Raw genomic sequence first — 17,137 nt, 5'->3', positions numbered from 1 at the left:
GGAAGCGCGACGGTGCATGCGCCTTGACGGAGGCGGAGCGAGCAGGAGGCGGACGCGGCGAGGTCCAGGCGCAGGCACGCGTACGCTCCTCGCCGACTCAGGGCAGCGTAAATCGAAAGACCGATCCCCCTCCCTCGCGGGGCTCGTGCCATATACGCCCGCCGTGGGCTTTCACGATCTCGCGGGCGATATACAGTCCGAGGCCGATGCCCTCCGAGGAATGGTGCGCGGCGTCCCCTACCTGGTAGAAGCGCTCGAAGATCCTCTCGCGTGCCTCCTCGGGCACGCCCCACCCGCGGTCGAGCACCGCCACCGCCGCGGCTCCCTCACCGTCACCGGATACCTCCACTTCCACCGACGCGCCCGGAGGGGAGTAGTTGACGGCGTTTTCGATGAGGATCACCAGCACCTGCGAGATGCGCTCGGCATCGACCCTCACCGCGCCCTGAGGCTCCGCGACGCGCAGAGATATGGGAACGGAGGGGATGCGCTGGCGCATCTCCCGCACCACTTCCTCCACCACTGGGACCAGGTCGGACTCCTTCAAGTTCAGCGCCAGCTTGCGGCGCTCGATGCGCGCAGTGTCCAGGAGCTGGTAGACAAGTTTTTCCAGGCGGTCCACGCCTCGCTCGATGTCCTCCAACACCTCGCGCCTGGCCCTCTCGTCCATGCGGTCGAAGTAGGAGAGGAGGGTGGAAGCGTACCCCTTGATCACCGTCATGGGGTGGCGCAGCTCGTGGGAGGCGATGTCCACGAAATCCCTTAGCTCCTCCTCGTGGGCCAGGCGCTCCTCCTCCACCGCGATGGCCCGGGCCAGCAGCCCAGCGAAATCGCGCGCCTCGCCGCCGATGCCCCGCCCGCCGCCGATCAGCATGCCCAGCGCCCCCACCGTCCCGCCGTGGACCCTCACGGGAAAAGCGAACCAGGATACGGCGCCGCCCCCCTCCTCCCCGGGGAGAGATTCCGCGTACCCGGAGGCGCCGAGGTCCTCTACCAGGACGGGCTGGTCACGGCCCTCGGCGATCATCTCGCGGCACAGGCGGTGGCGCTCCTCGTCCAGGGGCTCGAACCCGCCGCCTCCCTCCCCCGTACGGTAGATGAAGAACCTCCCTCCTACCATGCGCGTGTAGTGCATGGCATCCGCTTCCAGTATCTCCCTTCCGGCGTCCACGATACGGGCGATGTTCTCCAGGGGATCCGCTCCCAGCTCCAGGAAGCAGCGGTTGAGCCTCTCCAGGCGCTCCTCCGCGCGTTTGCGCTCGGTGATGTCGCGGGTGACGAAGATGGCCCCGATGAGCTCTCCCGCCTCGTTGAAAAGGGGGTTCCCCACCGATTCCACCCACACGAAGGCGCCGTCGGCCTTTTTCGCTCGGAACTCGACCTGGCCCGGCACCAGCTCGCGGTTGGACCTGGCGTACGCTTCCGCGACCGCCGGCAGGTCGTCGGGGTGAACCAGCTCCATGACGTTGTGGCCGAGGAGTTCATCCCGCCTGTAGCCGAGCACCCGCTCGTTGGAGGGACTGAGATAGACGAAGTTGCCGTTCACGTCGATCTGGCTGATGAGGTCCAGCATGTTGTCGGTGAGGCGGCGCAGGAAGAGCTCCCTCTCCTCCAACTTCTCCTGCAGGATACGGCGCTCCGTGATGTCCTCCACGATGCCCACGCCGCCGATGATGGTGCCCTCGGAGTCTCTCAACGGTGTGGTGCGCAGGGACACGTGGATGCGGGCCTCGCTGGTGGTGGCGGAGTAGGGGCCCTCGTACAGCCCTTCGGCCCCGGAGAGTGCGGCGCGGATGGCGGGGAGCACTCTCCTGTCTCCCAGGGTGTTCATGTCCAGCCCCACCAGGCGTTCCCGCGAGGACCTCAGTATCTCCACGAAGCGGTCGTTGCAGTCCGTGATCACCAGGTCCCTGCCGTAGTGGAAAACGCCGATGGGGGTGCGCAGGAAGAGTAGCCGGTACATCTCCTCGGAGGCGCGCAGCTCCGCCTCCAGCTCGTACTGGCGCCGTAAAAGCCGGACCCGGCGTCGCGTCCATGCCAGACCCATGGCCGCCCCCAGGACGAGCACCAGGAGGGAGGTCAGGGCGACCACCAGGCCTACGCGGAGGGTCAGGGGTGAATATATCTCCGAGGTGTCCTCCTTGGCCACCAGGTACCACTCCGTGCAGGGCACGGAGCGAGATGCGGAGAGGACGCGCACGCCACGATAGTCCGTGCCCTCCGCGACGCCTTCCTCTCCCCGCGCCGCCCGCGCCGCCGGCAGGTCCTCATCGGCCAGGGGGAGCCTCAGCTCCAGAGCCGTCTCCTCGCGGTGGCGCAGCTCGTTGAGGAAGAGCACCTCGTCTTCCTCCCTGCGCACCAGCAGGGTCTCCGCCGTGTCGCTGGGGGTGGGCCAGGACTGGATGAAGGGATAGAGGAAGTCGCGGGGGTCGATGCGCATGAGCAGCGCTCCGGCGGAAACCCCGCCCGCTCCCGCCGGCAGCGGGGCCGCCAGGTCCATGTGGATCTCGCCGTAGCCCTCGCCGCGGTGGAGATCCGATACGCCCACCTCGCCTCCGGCCATGCAGGAGAGCGCGAGGTCGCGGGCGTATTCTCCCAGGGGTTCCCCGCGTGGGTTGAGGTCCAGGGCTCCCCTGCCCTCCGCGTCCAGCAAGAAGAGGGCGCTGTATCCGTTGCTCTCCATGCGCGACCGCATCCAGCAGAGCAGCTCCGCCGCCCGCTCTGGGTCGTCGGGCGCGGCCAGGAAGCGGGCCGCCTCGCGCGCGAAAAAGGGGCTTCCCACGGCGGCCATGGCGTCGCCGAGGCGCTCGTCCAGCCAGTTACGGATCTGCCCCACCTTGAGGTCGGCCACGGCGGAGAGCTCATCCTGGGCGCTGCGCCTCACGTCGGCGCGCAGATAAAGGGCGAAGAGGGTGCCGGCCGCGGCGACCGCCGCCGCCACGGCGAGGTAAGCTGCGAACCACCTCCAGGGGTGCAGGCGCACTCCTTCTTCGTCCGCCCCGCCTCCTCGCTGGCGCCTTACTTTCCCCCGCATGGTCGCTCAGCCCCTGTCTCTTCGTGACGGGTTTCGCTTTACGGGCCCGTTCTTCTTGCCGGAATGGAGCACTCTGCCCTTGTCTGCTCATTCGCGAGGCAGCGTTTTCCTGAACTCCGTCTCCGCTCCGCTAACGGCCCGTGACGGATACTGACCCCTATATAATTATCGTCCTGCCGAACGGGGCTGTAAACGGACGCGCAGCGGCCTCTCCCCGGCTCGGGCGGCCCCGGTGTCCGAGGGCTTTAAGCGCCATGGGGAGGCGCCGGCGTGAGGGAAGCACGCCTCTGCTCCCGCTCCCGCCGCGCATGAGATGAGGGTTGACGTTCCGTGCGGCGTTGAAAGCCGTGGTTCCCGCTCCCTCCGTGCTGGGCATAAGAGAGTGGGATACAGGCATGAGAACAACGGTTACACGGACAGCCAGACATGGGCATGAGCGCGGCGTCAACACCTGGCCCGCCATCCCGCCCGTCTCAAGCGATACAGGTTTGGACTCCCTAGACGTGAGGCGTGTTCAAATCCGGGCCCGCCCTCTCCCCTTCCTCGGCCGCCATGAGCCGGCGCCTCGGAAAGACGAACCTGGCGTCAGCCTTGGGACTGTCTCTCGAGCTCGCGGTCGCGCAGCTCGCGGCGCAGGATCTTTCCCACCACGCTCTTGGGGAGCTCGTCCACGAACTCAACCCGGGTGGGCACCTTGTATGGAGCCAGGTTCTCCTTACAGTAGGCGATGACCTCCTCCTCGCTCAGGGACTCTCCCTCCTTGACCACGATGAACGCCTTGACGGTCTCGCCGCGGTAGGGGTCGGGCACGCCCACCGCGCAGGCCTCCAGGATCTTGGGGTGGTCGAAGAGCACGTTGTCGATCTCCACCGGGTAGATGTTATAGCCGCCCGCGATGACCATGTCCTTCTTACGGTCCACCACCGAGAGGTAACCGTCATCGTCGAAGAAGCCGATGTCGCCCGTGTACACCCAGCCGTCCCGGAGCGCCTCCGAAGTCTCCTGGGGCTTCTTGTAATAGCCCATCATGCACTGGGGGCCGGAGATGATGATCTCGCCCGCCTCTCCCGGGGGCAGCTCGCGCTCCCCGGTGTCCAGGTCCACTATCTTTATGTCCGTGTCCGGGACGGGTATGCCCACCGTGCCGGGTTTGATCTCCCCTCCCCAGGGGGTGACGGTGGCTACGGGGGCGGTCTCCGTCTGGCCGTAGACCTCGAGGATGGTGGCCCCGGTGAGCTCCTTGAGGTCGCGGATGGTATCGGCGGCCAGGGGGGCGGCGCCGGAGAAGAAGCCCTTGATATAAGAGAGGTCCATGTTGCGGAACTCCGGGTCGGCGAGGAGACCGACGAAGATGGTGGGGACGCCGGGCAGGAAATCGGGGCGGTCCCTCTTGAGGATCTCGATCACCGCCTTGGGCTCGGGGCGGGGGATCATGCAGTGCTCCCAGGCCTGCCAACAGAAGAAGTTCTGGCAGGCGGTGAAGCCCGCGGCGTGGAAGACCGGGAAGGTGCCCACCAGGGAGTACTTTCCCCGCTCCAGGTCGGGGAACCACGCGGCGAACTGCTGTACGTTGACGCTGATGTTCCTGTGGCTGAGCATCACGCCCTTGCTCTTCCCGGTGGTGCCCCCGGTGTAGATGATGGTGGAGAGCTCCTCCCATTCCCCCCGGTCCTCGACGGGGTCACCGGGATATTTCCGGATCAGGTCCTCGTAGCGCAGCACCTTGTCCGTGGGCGTGATCTTCCTGTACATGGCCTTGCGCACGTAGGGGAAGAGCTGCTTCTTGGGAAACGGGAGGTGGGTGTTGATCTGGCAGCCGATGACCTTCTCCACTCTGGTCTGGGGCATGATCTTCTCTATGCGCGGCACCAGCAGGGTGAGGGTGACGGCGATCCTGGCGTCGGAGTCGTCGAGCTGGTACTGCAGCTCGCGCTCGGTGTACAGGGGATTGTTCAGGACCACCACCGCGCCGATGCGGAAGGCGGCCATGTTGACGATGATCATCTGGGGGATGTTGGGCATGATGGTGGCCACCTTGTCCCCCCTGCCGATCCCCAGGTCCATGAGGGCGTGCGCGAAGCGGTTGACCAGCTCGTCCAGCTCGCGGTAGGAGATCTTCGCCCCCATGTAGTTGAGGGCGGTCCGGTCGGGGAAGTCGCGGGCGGAACGCGCCAGTCCCTCGGAGACGGTCAGTTTTTCGTAATCGACGCTCCACGGGACCCCGGGCGCATACGACTTGTGCCAGAGCCTCTCTTCCATCTATTACCTCCTGTCGCCTCGAGGCATGCCGGTCGGCATACCGGCCCGAACCGCATATACGCGAAGGAGAAGCGTATGAGGGATGTGCCTTGATGCCGGTGACGAACGAGACTGCCCGGAGCCGTATGACTGGTGCCGCCGCCCTCCTATTACATTTATAGCCGGGCGGCTGCGCTTACCACAAGTCGGATTATCGGGAACGGTTGGGTCTCGCTCGCCGCCGCCGGTCCGTGCTCGTGTATGGGGCGGGTCGACAAGCGCCTTCAGGCCGTCTGCCCTTCTCCGGGATTGCCAAGATTGCCGCCGGTCCGTGCTATTGGATGATGCGCGGCCCCGGCCCTTCGCCTTCTCCGGCGGTGAGCGACCCGGTTGTGGTCTGCCGGTCGTGGCGGGGTGCCGCGCCGACGCGCCGACCCCTATACCTCAAAGCCCCACCTCGCTAGTCGAGCCCGGCCTTATTCCCGCGTAGGCCCCCCGAAGCTCTTTGATCTGCATCCAGCTCTTCCATGCCGGCCGTATCGTGACGGCGAGTCCATGACCCCCCTCCTCGCAGGTGTTATCATGACCTCAAGGGAGGCCTTAGCGGAAAGGGGGCAAGCCATGATGCTTTCTGGAAGCCATCGAACGGCACGGTCGCTCCCGGCCGTGCTGGTGGCGACGGGCCTGCCGCCCCTCCTGTTTGCCGCGAGGATCCCCGTGGCGGCGGGCGGTTCCGGCGCGGCGCGGGAGGCGGCGGCGCGAGGTTCGTCCGCCTCCCGCATGGAAGCGGCCGCGGACAGCGCTTCCCCGCCCTCCCGCACCGTGAAACTGGCGTTCATCCGCCATTCCTGCGGCGAAAACTGGCTGATCGGCGACGGCGGAGGGCTCGGCAGGGCCTTACGCGACAACAACTATTTCGTGAGCGACACCAACTACGGGTGGGGACCGGACAGGATCGGCAGCAGCACGGACATAGGTCACTGGTGGACCTGGTTCAGGGAGCCTTCCAGCCCCGCCTATACCGCCGCTCTCTTCGCGGAGAGCGGGCTTAACACCCCCTATTCCCGTCTGGCGGATGATTATGAAGGCGAGAACGAGATCGTGATGTTCAAGTACGTGCTCACCAGCAACGGCGGCGGTCCCTATGTCGGCGACCTCGGACGGGAGACCGGAAACCGCCACCGCTGGCGCGACGGCGCCACGGCCCAGCTCACCTACCTTTACGCCGACGGCACGGCCCCATTTACCGGGGATTACCGTCTGGCGGGGAGGAGCAGGACCACCCTCGACGTGAACGAGGAGGCGGGGGCGGACAGGGAGGCGGCGGCGAAGATGGAGAGCGACCGGCAGGTCCTCGCCGAGCGCCCCATGTATCTCGCCAACGGCCAGGATGTCGGCGGCGGACACGACGTGGTGGGCTTCTCGCCATGAGGGAAAAGGGAAAGGCGGCGAGCGGTCGGGGAGGCGGCCTCGGCAGGGATGCGGCAGGGGCGGCCTGGCGGATGGGGGCAGGCTTGGCCCTGCTGGGGGTCCTCTATCTCATCAGCCGCCGCAATTACCTCCTCTTCCACGCCGTGGCCGAGACCTTCAGCTCCCTGGTTGCCTTCAGCATCTTCATCCTCGCCTGGCACACCCGCCGTTCCGGAGAAAACGGCTTTCTCGCCTTCCTGGGGGTGGCCTATCTCTTCGTGGGCGGCGTGGACATGCTGCACATGCTGGCCTACAGGGGCATGGGCGTCTTCGGCGCGGAAGGGGCGAACCTCGCCACGCAGCTCTGGATCACGGCGCGCTACCTGGAGGCCGCCTCGCTGCTGGCGGCGCCGCTGTTCCTCACACGCGCGTTTCGCATATATGCGGGCATCGCCGCCTACGCGGCCGTCTCCGCCCTGGCGCTGGCGAGCATCTTCGCATGGAAGCTATTTCCTATCTGTTTCGTGGAGGGCTCCGGGCTGACCCCCTTCAAGAAGGTGAGCGAGTACGTGATATGCGTCATGCTCGCTGCCGCCGCCGCCCATTTCTACGCCAGGAGGGAGGAGTTGAGTCCGAGGGTGCTGCGGCTGGTCCTCGCCTCCATCGCCGTGCAGGCGGCCTCCGAGCTCTCCTTTACCCTCTACCAGGATCCCTACGCCTTCCCCAACCTCCTGGGCCACTTCCTCAAGGTGGTGTCCTTCTACCTCCTCTACCGGGCCATCGTGGAGACGGGCCTGGAGGAACCCTTCGAGCTGCTCTTCCGCAGCTTGAAGGAGAGGGAGGACCGGGAGAGGGCCATCCTGGACGCCAGCGCCGACGCCCTGGTGTTGTGCGACGCATCGGGGTCCGTGCTCGCCGCCAACCAGGCGGCGTCCCGGCGCCTGGGAAGGGATGCGGATGAGCTGAAGGGCGCGAGGCTGGAGGAGATCCTGCCGGAGGGGGAGCGGGAGGCGGCGCTGGCGCTGCTGCGTGAGGCGTTCGCCGGCGGCTCTCCGGCTGGACGAGAGCTGCGTCGCGGGGAGAGGTGGTTAGAGCAGGAGCTGCGGCCGCTGCCCGCGGGGGAGGGCGCGGGAAGGCTGGCGGTGTTCCGGGAAAGAGAGATCACGGCGCAAAGGGCGGCCTTGGAGACGGAGAAGGCGGCACGGGAGAGGTGGCAGCGGTCCTTCGACGCCATCGCCGACGCCATGCTGGTCATCGACGGTGAGTTCCGCATCATCCAGCACAACGCCGCCCTCTGCGAGCTCCTGGGCGAGAATGGAGATTTCACCGGACATACCTGCTACGAGCTCATCCACGGCACCGGCGCCCCTCCGGATTTCTGCGTGTGCGCGGAGGCCGTGAAGGGCAGGTGCGGCTCGCGCAGGGAGGTCTACGAGCCGCGGCTGGGCAGACACCTCTGGATCTCCCTCTCCCCCGTGTTCGACCGGCACGGCGACCTGGAGTTCGCGGTGCACGTCATCCAGGACATCTCGGAGCGCGTGCACACGGAGGAGGTGCTGCGGGAGAGCGAGGAGAAGTTCCGCAGCGTGGTGGAGCAGTCCGCGGACGGCATCATCCTGGTGGACGGCGAAGGGTGCGTCGTGGAGTGGAACAGCGCCATGGAGGACATCGTGGGCATGCGGCGGGAGGAGGCGCTGGGACGTTTCCTTTGGGACGTGCAGCACGATCTCTCCCTCCCGGAGCACAGGACCCAGGAGGGCTACCGGGAGTTGAAGTCCCTAATCATGGACTCGCTGCGCAGGGGATACGAGACCTGGTTCGGGGAGACCAGCGAGCGCGAGCTCCAGACCCCCGCGGGAGAGAGGCGCATCGTGCAGGCGGTGATCTTCCCCATCCGTTCCCGCGAGGGGCTGATGGTCGGCAGCGTGGTGAGGGACGTGACCAGGCGCGTGCGCACCGAGGAGGCGCTGGCCTGGGAGTCGGAGGTCAACCGCTCCATGGCCGAGCTCTCCGGGGCTCTGCTCGCCCAGGCCGATATCGAGGAGATATCGCAGGTGGTGCTGGAGAACGCCAAGCGCCTCACGCGCAGCCCTCACGGTTTCGTGGGGTACATCGATTCCGAGACCGGATACCTGGTGTCGCCCACCCTCACCAGGGACGTGTGGGGCGAGTGCGGCATGGAGGACAAGACCTTCGTCTTCAAGGACTTCAGGGGGCTGTGGGGCTGGGTGCTCAAGAACCGGCAGCCGCTGCTCACCAACCAACCCGCCGGGGACCCGCGTTCCATAGGGGTGCCGGAGGGGCACATCCCCATCGCCCGCTTCTTGTCCGTGCCGGCTCTGCTGGGGGGAACGCTGGTGGGCCAGGTAGCGGTGGCCAATTCCGACCGCGATTACGAGGGGCGGGACCTGGAGCTGCTGGGGAGGCTGGCGGACCTCTACGCCATGGCGGTGCTGCGCATGTGGTCGGAGGCGGAGCTGGACAGGTACAGGCATAACCTGGAAGAGCTGGTCAGGGAGCGCACACGGGAACTGGAGAAGGTCAACCGCATGCTGGAGGAGGAGATCGGCGAGCGCAGGCGCCGCCAGGAGGAGCTGCGGGTGACCACGGAGAGGCTGCGCGCCCTCACCGCCCGCCTGGAGTCCATCCGCGAGGAGGAACGCCGCCACATCTCCCGCGAGGTACATGACACCCTGGGCCAGGCCCTCACCGGGCTGAAGATCAACCTCTCCTTGCTGGGAAAGAAGCTCGCCGCGCGGCCCGAGGTGCTGCGGGAGGTGGAGGAGATGGCTGGGATGGTAGATTCTACCATAAAAGCCGTGCGGGAGATCGCCGCCTCCCTGCGCCCCGGCATCCTCGATGACCTCGGTCTCGAGGCGGCCTTGGAATGGCAGCTCAAGAGGTTCGGGGACATGTCCGGGATCGACCACCGCTTCCGTTCCGAACTCGACGCAGAGATGAGCCGCCGCCTGGACCGGGACCTCGCCACGGCCCTGTTCCGTGTCGCCCAGGAGGCGCTGACCAACGTGGCGCGCCACGCCGGGGCGCGCAGGGTGGAGATGCGGCTGGGCGGCGGCGATGGCTGGCTGGAGATGGAGGTGCGTGACGACGGCAGGGGCATAAGCGAGGCCGAGTCCCTCGATCCCGCGTCCCTGGGTATACTCGGCATGCGGGAACGCATCCATTTCTTCGGCGGCAAGCTCCGGGTGGAGAGGGCGGCGGAAGGCGGGACGGTGGTGGCGGTCAAGGTGCCCCTGGCGGGACGGGCGCGCTCGGAGGCGGACGGGAGGGCCGAGGAGGTGGAGGGTTGATCAGGGTGCTGGTGGTGGACGACCACCCGGTGGTCCGGAAGGGACTGGCCATGATCCTAGCCGAGGAGCCGGAGATCCGGGAGGTGGGGGAGGCGGACAGCGCGGCCGCCCTCCTGCGCCTGATCGACTCCTCCGCGTGGGACGTGGTGGTGCTGGACATCTCCCTGCCCGACCGCAGCGGCCTGGAGGTCCTCAAGGACATCAGGGCCATGCGCCCCGGCCTCCCGGTGCTCATCCTCTCCATGCATCCCGAGGACCAGTACGCGCCGCGGGTGCTCAAGGCGGGAGCGGCGGGTTTCGTGAGCAAGGAGAGCGCCGCCGAGGAGCTGGTGAACGCGGTGAAAAAGGTGGTGGGAGGGGGAAGGTACGTGAGCCCGAGCCTCGCGGAGAGGCTGGCGGAGATCATCGACGAGGACTACCGCGGCGCCCCCCACGAGCGCCTCTCGGACCGCGAGTTCCAGGTCATGCGCATGCTGGCCCAGGGGAAGCGGCTCAAGGACATCGCCGACGAGCTGTGCCTGAGCGTGAAGACGGTGAGCACCTACCGCGCGCGCGTCCTGGAGAAGATGGGCATGGAGAGCAACGCCGAGCTCGCCTGTTACGCGGTGAAGAACGGCCTCATGGAATGAAGACACGCCGTCCACCGGACTTCTCGCCCCTCATCCCCCATGGCCGGCAGGGCGCACCTCGTCTCCCGGTGCGGCAGGACCTGTAAGATTTCTCCTACCCGGAAGGGCGAGATATTCCTACCGCCCGGCGCGAAGATCTCCGATTCCGCCCCTGGGCCGTTCTTTATAGAGTCATCACCACAAGCAATGGGGCCCGCGAGAGATGGTGGTGATGCGCATGAAAAGGGAATCGGGTTCACCTCTTTCCTACGCGGGACCGGCGTGCCCGTTGTGCGGCGTGCGCGTCGCGAGCGGGACGCTGTTCTGCCCGCGCTGCGGACGTTCCGGACGCCTGCGCTTCGACCCCGCCGGCATCCGCAGGGAGAGGAGAGAGGCCTGTTTCCCCCGCCGGTTCCCGCGCTGAAGGATCCGTCCCGCGGGTCCCCTTCTTCCTCCGTCATCTATCGGGAGGTCTTCCGGGCACCGGCGGTTGGGGACGGGGTAAGTCGGTCGGGAAGTTGCACGAGAAGGTGGGCGCGGATGGCGCTGGTTGGCCCGGACAGGGGCAGGCAAGGGCAGGCGAGGAAGATCGAGGTCCTGGTGGTGGACGATCATCAGATGGTGAGGCAGGGCTTGAGGTCCCTGATGGAAGATGAGCCGGACGTGGAGGTGGCGGGAGAGGCCGCGAGCGGCCGGGAGATGATGTGCAGGATTCGCGAGCGTGACTGGGACGTGGTGGTGCTGGACATCACCCTTCCCGACGCTTCCGGACTGGAACTCATCGCGGAGGTGAAGGCGGTCAGGCCGGGGCTTCCGGTGGTCATCCTTTCCATGCACCCCGCCTCCGAGTATGCCGACACGGCCCTGGCGCTGGGGGCGTCGGGATACGTGGCCAAGGAGGACGCGGCCGCGAAGGTGGTCCAGGCCATCCGCGCCGCGGCCGGGAGAGCCAGGTACGTTGGCGGGCCGCTTCCGGAAGAGAACGGGAGCCGGGGCGGGTGAGCGGAGCCCGGGCGGCGCGACCATTCGGGGATCGTGATCGGGAGCGCGGCCTGATCCCCGTCAACGAAAAAGGTGCTCGCGCTGCTGATAATGAAGGGAAGAGGACACCGGAGGAGGGTCACATAGAGATGAAGCTTAAGGGATTGAACGATCGGGACGCGGACCTCTTCAGGCGCGTGATCGAAGACGACGACCCCGAGGCGGTGCGGAGCCTCTTCGACCGCTACCAGGACCTCCTGCACCGCTTCGCCCACAAGTATCACTCGGACCGGCTTCCCTACGAGGACGCCTACCAGCTGGCGGCCCTGGGGATGATGAAGGCCCTGCGGCGGTTTGACCCCTCACGCGGGGTGTCTTTCATCACCTTCGCCTATCCCACCATCGAAGGAGAGCTAAGGAAGCATTACCGGGACCACCTGGAGCTCATCCGCATGCCGCGTCCCCTGCGCGACCTGCGCCACCGCATCAACGCCGAATCGCGCAGGTACCTGGAGGAGGAAGGACACGAGCCGGATATAGCCACGCTGGCTCAGCGCCTGGAGGTGGCCGAGGAGGAGATCATCGAGGTCCTGGCGGCCAGCGCCAACACCTCCGTCTTCTCCCTCGACAGTTCATGCGGCGATGGGCAGGAAGACGCCCCCCTGGGCTTTTTCGTAGGCTCTCACGACCCAGCCTTCGAAGAGGTGGAGAAGGAGTTGGTCATCGACGAGGCCATGGCCAAACTCCCCCCGCGCCACCGCCGGGTGATGTACCTGAAGCTCAAGAAGAGCTGGACTCAGACGCGCATCGCCAGGGAGCTGGGGGTCTCCCAGATGCACGTGTCACGGCTCATCCGCGAGGCGGTCGGCATGCTGCAGGAAAGGTGTGCGCTCCAGGAAGAGACAGCCTGAGACATAGTCCAGGAGAAAGCGGCACGAGCTGCGGCAGGAGGTGGCGGCGCCCGATGCCGCGTCGGCGCCGGACCGGTCTATTAGTTGGTGACCAGCCATACCTCGCCCGTAGCCTTGTCCACCGCGTACCACCCGAAGGGCAGCTCCGAGCCGTCCCGGGCCTCCTCGTAGAGATAGATTACCCACCTCGTGCCCTCATTGTAGACCTGGTAAAGAGGGCTGTCCGATCCCAGGTACCAGTCCAGGACCTCCTCCAGGTCGAAGAGCAGCATCAGCGCCTCGTCCTCGCTGTCCACCGGCAGCTCGAACGCGCCGGCCTCTTGGTCGATGCCGTTGTCAAAGGCGTCGGAGTCGAGGTCCAGTTCATCCTCGCCCAAGTACTCGAGGTCTCCGGGGTCGAAGCCGATATCGATGAGCGTCTCTTCGGAGATATACCAGGTTCCGTCAACCCGGACCACCTCGAAGGCGTAGAGCTCGGACTCGGCGGCCTCTTCGCTGACCTTCTCCCCGTATTCGTCGGTGTAGCTCAGGGTGCCGTCCACCACCGTGACCTGGGCCCGGTCATCCCCGTCCATCTCCGTCTTCATCTCGCGGATGGTTATCTTGAGGTCGTCCGGAAAGCTGGCGAAGAAATACTGTTCCAGTATGGCGATGTAGTCCTTGCCAAGGACCTCCTTGAGCTGCTTGGCGAAATCCGGCTCCATGGTACTCACGAGCATCTTCGCGTCCCGCTTCTCCAGTGCCTTGTAGAAGTCCGCCACCGGGCGCTCGATGGCCGAGGTGTCGGTCTTGCCGCCGTCTCCCTTGAAGACCACGAAGACCAGCACCAGGACCACCGCCGCCACCACCGCCACGCCCAGGATTCCCAGTATCCACGGCAGGGCCGACCTTTTTCGCGCCTGCGCGTATACCGGCTGTGCAGCGGGTCCCATGACGGGAGACGGAGGTACGGTGCCGGCGGGTGGAGGAGCTTGCGGTCCGGGCGGCGGTGGGCTTCCCGACGGCGGCTGCGGGGGTTCGGGTGCCGGCGTTATCGAGGGGGCTTGAGGCGGTGGAGACGGCGCTGCGTACGCCTCCGGCTGTTGTGCCTGCGAACCCGCCGGCTGGGTTTCGGGCGCGGCCCGCTCTCCAGCCGCCGCCCCGCAGTAAGGACAGAACTGGCTGTCGGTCCCGATGTCCTTCCCGCAGTTGGAACAGTACATTTCAAACCTCCTTGCATGGTTACGGCACGCAGGCTCCCGTGACCCTGTTCCGCCGGATCGGCGCTCGTTTTTCACTGCTGCATGCAGCCATACGCCGCCCGTTGCCGCGCTGTAACGGTGCGCGGGAAGGAACCTCTCGGAAGAATCGCGCCTCCGACCTTGCTATTATAAACTATGGGGTCATATCTTCGATATTCGATGTGCCGGTTCACTACATCGTGGACACATAAGCCCTATCCTCGCTTCCTTCACTCCATCTTTTGAGAAATTCCATGGGCGTAAGATACCCCAAGCTCTGGTGGGGTCTTTCGTAATTGTACAGGTGATTCCACTCATCGAGGATCTCGTTCAACCCCTCTACGGTGTAACCCTCCCGGAAGGCCCAGAGCTCGTACTTGGTGGTCTGGATCTTGCGCTCCACAAAGGCGTTCTCTCGGGGACAATGGGGATGGGAGAAAAAGTGGGTTAAAAGCTCCTGGCTTGCGGCCTTTCCGAAGTGCTTGAGGAACTCAGATCCGTTGTCCGTCTGCAATGACCATATAGGGAAGGGCATAAAGCCTTTCAGCTCGGAGAGGAAGGCCCGGGCACAGGCAGAACCGGCAGAGGAGTAGACGCGGCAGAAGGAGATGCGGGAAAAACAGTCTATGGCCGTTAACCGATAGAACTTTCCCCCCCGAACCTCAAGTGCTTGGCCTCTATCTGGACGAGGAAGCCGGGAAAGGCTTTACCCGTCCATTTCTCCGCTCTTGAAGCGCCGTATGCGTCGCTTGGCGGCCTTTGCCTTCTTGCGCGAGATCCTTGGCTCAAGAGCCCCTTTCTCTTCAAGATCCTTCCCACGGCGGAGGAGGAGAGGCGATGGTATGCTTTCACCTTGCGGTACATATTGAACAATTCTCTTGGTGATCCTTCCCGCGGCGGAAGGGGAGAGGGTTGTCCCGTGATCCCTCGCCAGGATAACTGCCATCTTGTGCTTGCTTAAGCGGGGATGCTCCTTTCCTATGGCCGGGGGTGAGCTCCACCTGATGCCGGGGGACGGTGGAAGCCCTTTTCCTTTTGGGCGCCCGAAAGAGGCCCTCCAAGCCCATGGGGCCCCTTTCGATATACCTCTTTGCCCACTTGTACAAGGCACTCCTGGCAATCAGCCGTTGATCGAAAAGATCCCTCCCCTTTCGATATGCCTCTTTGCCCACTTGTACAAGGTACTCCTAGCAATCAGCCGTTGATCGAAAAGATCCCTCCCCTTTCGATATGCCTCTTTGCCCACTCGTAAAAGATACTCCTTGATATTCCGAATCTTCTTGCGGTGACGCTTGCGTTTCCGTACTTCTTGTAATGCCCGATCCAGGTAAGCCTTACCCTGGCCTCTTTCGATAGATCCACCATTTTGGCCATTCTCTCAAGCCTTCGCCTGCTCGGAAGCCTGGTGTGGTAGATACTTGTAGTGGTTCCAAGTGAACCCTTCATTTGGACACCTCCTTGCTCTGCTTTTCTTACTACAAAGCAAGTATAGGGGGTGTCCACCTTGTTTCTGAACCGACCACACCGACGTGATCGAAGATCGAAGGTGTGACCCCATACATACAGGAGTAGAATATAGGAGAGCGGCGGGCAAAGTGTTGCGAAAGGGGGCATCGGCGATGAGCGGTCATGACCAGTTCGCGTTCATGGACGCCACGGCACAGGCGGAGCTGGTAAGGAGGGGTGAGGTGAAACCCGTCGAGCTGGTGGAGGCGGCTATTGGGCGCGTGGAGGCCTTGAACCCGCGCCTCAACGCGGTGGTCACCCCCATGTTCGAACGCGCCATGGAGGAGGCGGCAGGCCCCCTTCCGGACGGCCCCTTCACGGGGGTGCCCTTCCTCCTCAAGGACCTCATCGCTGCGTATCGGGGCGTGAGGCTGACCTTCGGGTCGGCCTTTCTCCGCGACTATGTGCCCGACTTTGACAGCGAGCTGGTGGTGAGGTTGAGGAGAGCCGGCTTGATAGTCATAGGGAAGACCAACTGCCCCGAGTTCGGCATCCTCCCCACCACCGAGCCGCGCCTCTTCGGGCCGGCCCGCAACCCCTGGGACGGGGAGAGGACCACGGGGGGGTCCAGCGGCGGGTCCGCGGCGGCGGTTGCCGTCGGGATGGTGCCCATGGCGCACGCCAACGACGGGGGAGGTTCCATCCGCATCCCCGCCTCCTGCTGCGGCGTCTTCGGGCTCAAGCCCACCCGGGCGCGCAACCCCCTGGGACCAGCGAGCGGGGATCTCCTCAGCGGGCTGATCGTGGAACACGCTGTGACCCGCTCGGTGCGGGACAGTGCCGCTTTGCTGGACGCCACCTCGGGGCCGGATCTGGGCGATCCCTATTGGGCCCCACCCCCTTCCCGCCCCTTCATCGAGGAGGTGGGAGCGGATCCGGGGAGGCTGCGCATCGCCTTCACCGCCGACGCGCGCGGCGGAGCCGAGGTGCATCCCGACTGCATGAAGGCGGTGGAGGACGCGGCGAAGCTCTGCGCCGACCTCGGCCACGAGGTGGAGGAAAGGGCGCTGGACGTTGACGTGGAAGCGCTCACACCCATGTTCATGACCCTCTGGGCGTCCGCGCAAACCTGGACCGCTGACGGCATGTCCCTTGCGGTGGGGAAGACTCCTGCCCCGGACCAGTTCGAGCCTCTCACCTGGGCCCTCATCGAGATGGGACGGGGGATCACCGCCTCGGCCTATCTCATGGCGGTGGCGGGATTGCAGGGCGTCTCGCGCTCCCTGGCGAGGCAGGCGGAAGGGTACGACCTCTGGCTGACCCCCACCCTGGCGGAGCCTCCCGTGCCCCTGGGCACCTTCGATTCGCCCCCGGACAATCCCCTCTACGGCATCGTGCGGGCGGCGGGATTCGTGCCCTTCACCCCCGTATGCAACGTAACAGGCCAGCCGGCCATGAGCGTTCCCCTCTACTGGAACGAGGAGGGCTTGCCGGTGGGGGTGCAGTTCATCGCGAAGTTCGGAGACGAGGCCACCCTCTTCCGCCTCGCGGCGCAGCTGGAGGAGGCGCGTCCCTGGGCGGACAGGCGCCCGCCCGTGACGGGCTGAAGATGCCCGGCCTCGCTCCTCGCGCGGCACGGCGCGGAGACGGCGGGGACGTCGCTCCCGGGCGAGGACCGCACGGCACCTTACTTGCCCGCGGTAACCCCGGCCGGTATTTCGGTCTCAATTTACCTTTGTTCGATGACGATAATCGGAGGGAAACCGAACATCTTCCGGAGTCTGGTTCCGGATATGAGGGTGGGATGGACAGGCTGTCGGGCGTGGGTGAATCCACGAGAAGCAATCTGCCATCAGGCTCTGGAGACGTTGCGTGCGGTGAAGCGAGACCTCGCGCCGGGCTTCGAATGCGGTAAGTCAGCGTGGACCTCGCGAGGATGCTGTCCGGGTCATGGTGGCAAGCGGCTCCCCGGTAAAGC

At 65.6% G+C, this 17,137-nt stretch carries 12 protein-coding genes; 7 read left to right on the top strand and 5 right to left on the bottom strand.

Annotation, left to right across the window (positions count from 1 at the left end; translation table 11 throughout):
• Positions 1-97 precede the first annotated feature (97 nt).
• On the bottom strand, positions 98-3,034 hold the full coding sequence (locus H5T74_12730; protein ID MBC7231242.1) for a PAS domain S-box protein: 2,937 nt from the start codon (positions 3,032-3,034) through the stop codon (positions 98-100).
• Positions 3,035-3,619: 585 nt separating this feature from the next.
• Complete coding sequence (locus H5T74_12725; protein ID MBC7231241.1) at positions 3,620-5,293, bottom strand: long-chain fatty acid--CoA ligase; 1,674 nt, start codon at positions 5,291-5,293, stop codon at positions 3,620-3,622.
• 600 nt (positions 5,294-5,893) lie between these two features.
• Between H5T74_12725 and H5T74_12720 the strand changes: the two genes are divergently transcribed.
• The 6 genes from H5T74_12720 to H5T74_12695 all read left to right on the top strand — a co-directional run bounded on the left by H5T74_12720 (position 5,894) and on the right by H5T74_12695 (position 12,493).
• Positions 5,894-6,703, top strand: coding sequence for a hypothetical protein (locus H5T74_12720; GenBank protein ID MBC7231240.1), 810 nt, complete (start codon positions 5,894-5,896; stop codon positions 6,701-6,703).
• Positions 6,700-9,993: a PAS domain S-box protein gene (locus H5T74_12715; GenBank protein ID MBC7231239.1), complete on the top strand. Its 3,294-nt coding sequence runs from the start codon at positions 6,700-6,702 to the stop codon at positions 9,991-9,993. The genes H5T74_12720 and H5T74_12715 overlap by 4 nt, the downstream gene beginning before the upstream one ends.
• A complete protein-coding gene (locus H5T74_12710; GenBank protein ID MBC7231238.1) occupies positions 9,990-10,622 on the top strand; it encodes a response regulator transcription factor in 633 nt (210 codons plus the stop codon). Before H5T74_12715 ends, H5T74_12710 begins: the two co-directional genes overlap by 4 nt.
• 211 nt (positions 10,623-10,833) lie before the next feature.
• Positions 10,834-11,025 (top strand): hypothetical protein, encoded by a 192-nt coding sequence (locus H5T74_12705; protein ID MBC7231237.1) that lies wholly within the window; start codon positions 10,834-10,836, stop codon positions 11,023-11,025.
• A 116-nt stretch (positions 11,026-11,141) separates the two neighbouring features.
• Positions 11,142-11,603: a response regulator transcription factor gene (locus H5T74_12700; GenBank protein MBC7231236.1), complete on the top strand. Its 462-nt coding sequence runs from the start codon at positions 11,142-11,144 to the stop codon at positions 11,601-11,603.
• 128 nt (positions 11,604-11,731) lie between these two features.
• Positions 11,732-12,493: a sigma-70 family RNA polymerase sigma factor gene (locus tag H5T74_12695; GenBank protein MBC7231235.1), complete on the top strand. Its 762-nt coding sequence runs from the start codon at positions 11,732-11,734 to the stop codon at positions 12,491-12,493.
• An 80-nt stretch (positions 12,494-12,573) separates the two neighbouring features.
• Here H5T74_12695 and H5T74_12690 read toward each other — a convergent pair whose 3' ends face one another.
• The 3 genes from H5T74_12690 to H5T74_12680 form a co-directional block, all read right to left on the bottom strand.
• Complete coding sequence (locus H5T74_12690) at positions 12,574-13,695, bottom strand: zinc ribbon domain-containing protein (GenBank protein ID MBC7231234.1); 1,122 nt, start codon at positions 13,693-13,695, stop codon at positions 12,574-12,576.
• A gap of 211 nt (positions 13,696-13,906) precedes the next feature.
• Positions 13,907-14,341: a transposase gene (locus H5T74_12685; GenBank protein MBC7231233.1), complete on the bottom strand. Its 435-nt coding sequence runs from the start codon at positions 14,339-14,341 to the stop codon at positions 13,907-13,909.
• A 566-nt stretch (positions 14,342-14,907) separates the two neighbouring features.
• Positions 14,908-15,159 (bottom strand): hypothetical protein, encoded by a 252-nt coding sequence (locus H5T74_12680; protein ID MBC7231232.1) that lies wholly within the window; start codon positions 15,157-15,159, stop codon positions 14,908-14,910.
• Positions 15,160-15,332: 173 nt separating this feature from the next.
• On the opposite strand from H5T74_12680, the gene H5T74_12675 reads away from it, so the two are divergent.
• On the top strand, positions 15,333-16,766 hold the full coding sequence (locus H5T74_12675; GenBank protein ID MBC7231231.1) for an amidase: 1,434 nt from the start codon (positions 15,333-15,335) through the stop codon (positions 16,764-16,766).
• Positions 16,767-17,137 lie beyond the last annotated feature (371 nt).

Source organism: Actinomycetota bacterium (assembly GCA_014360645.1).
Lineage (GTDB): Bacteria > Actinomycetota > Geothermincolia > Geothermincolales > RBG-13-55-18 > Solincola_B.
Note: the sequence above shows the minus strand (reverse complement) of the source record. Positions and strands in the feature narration are given on the sequence as shown.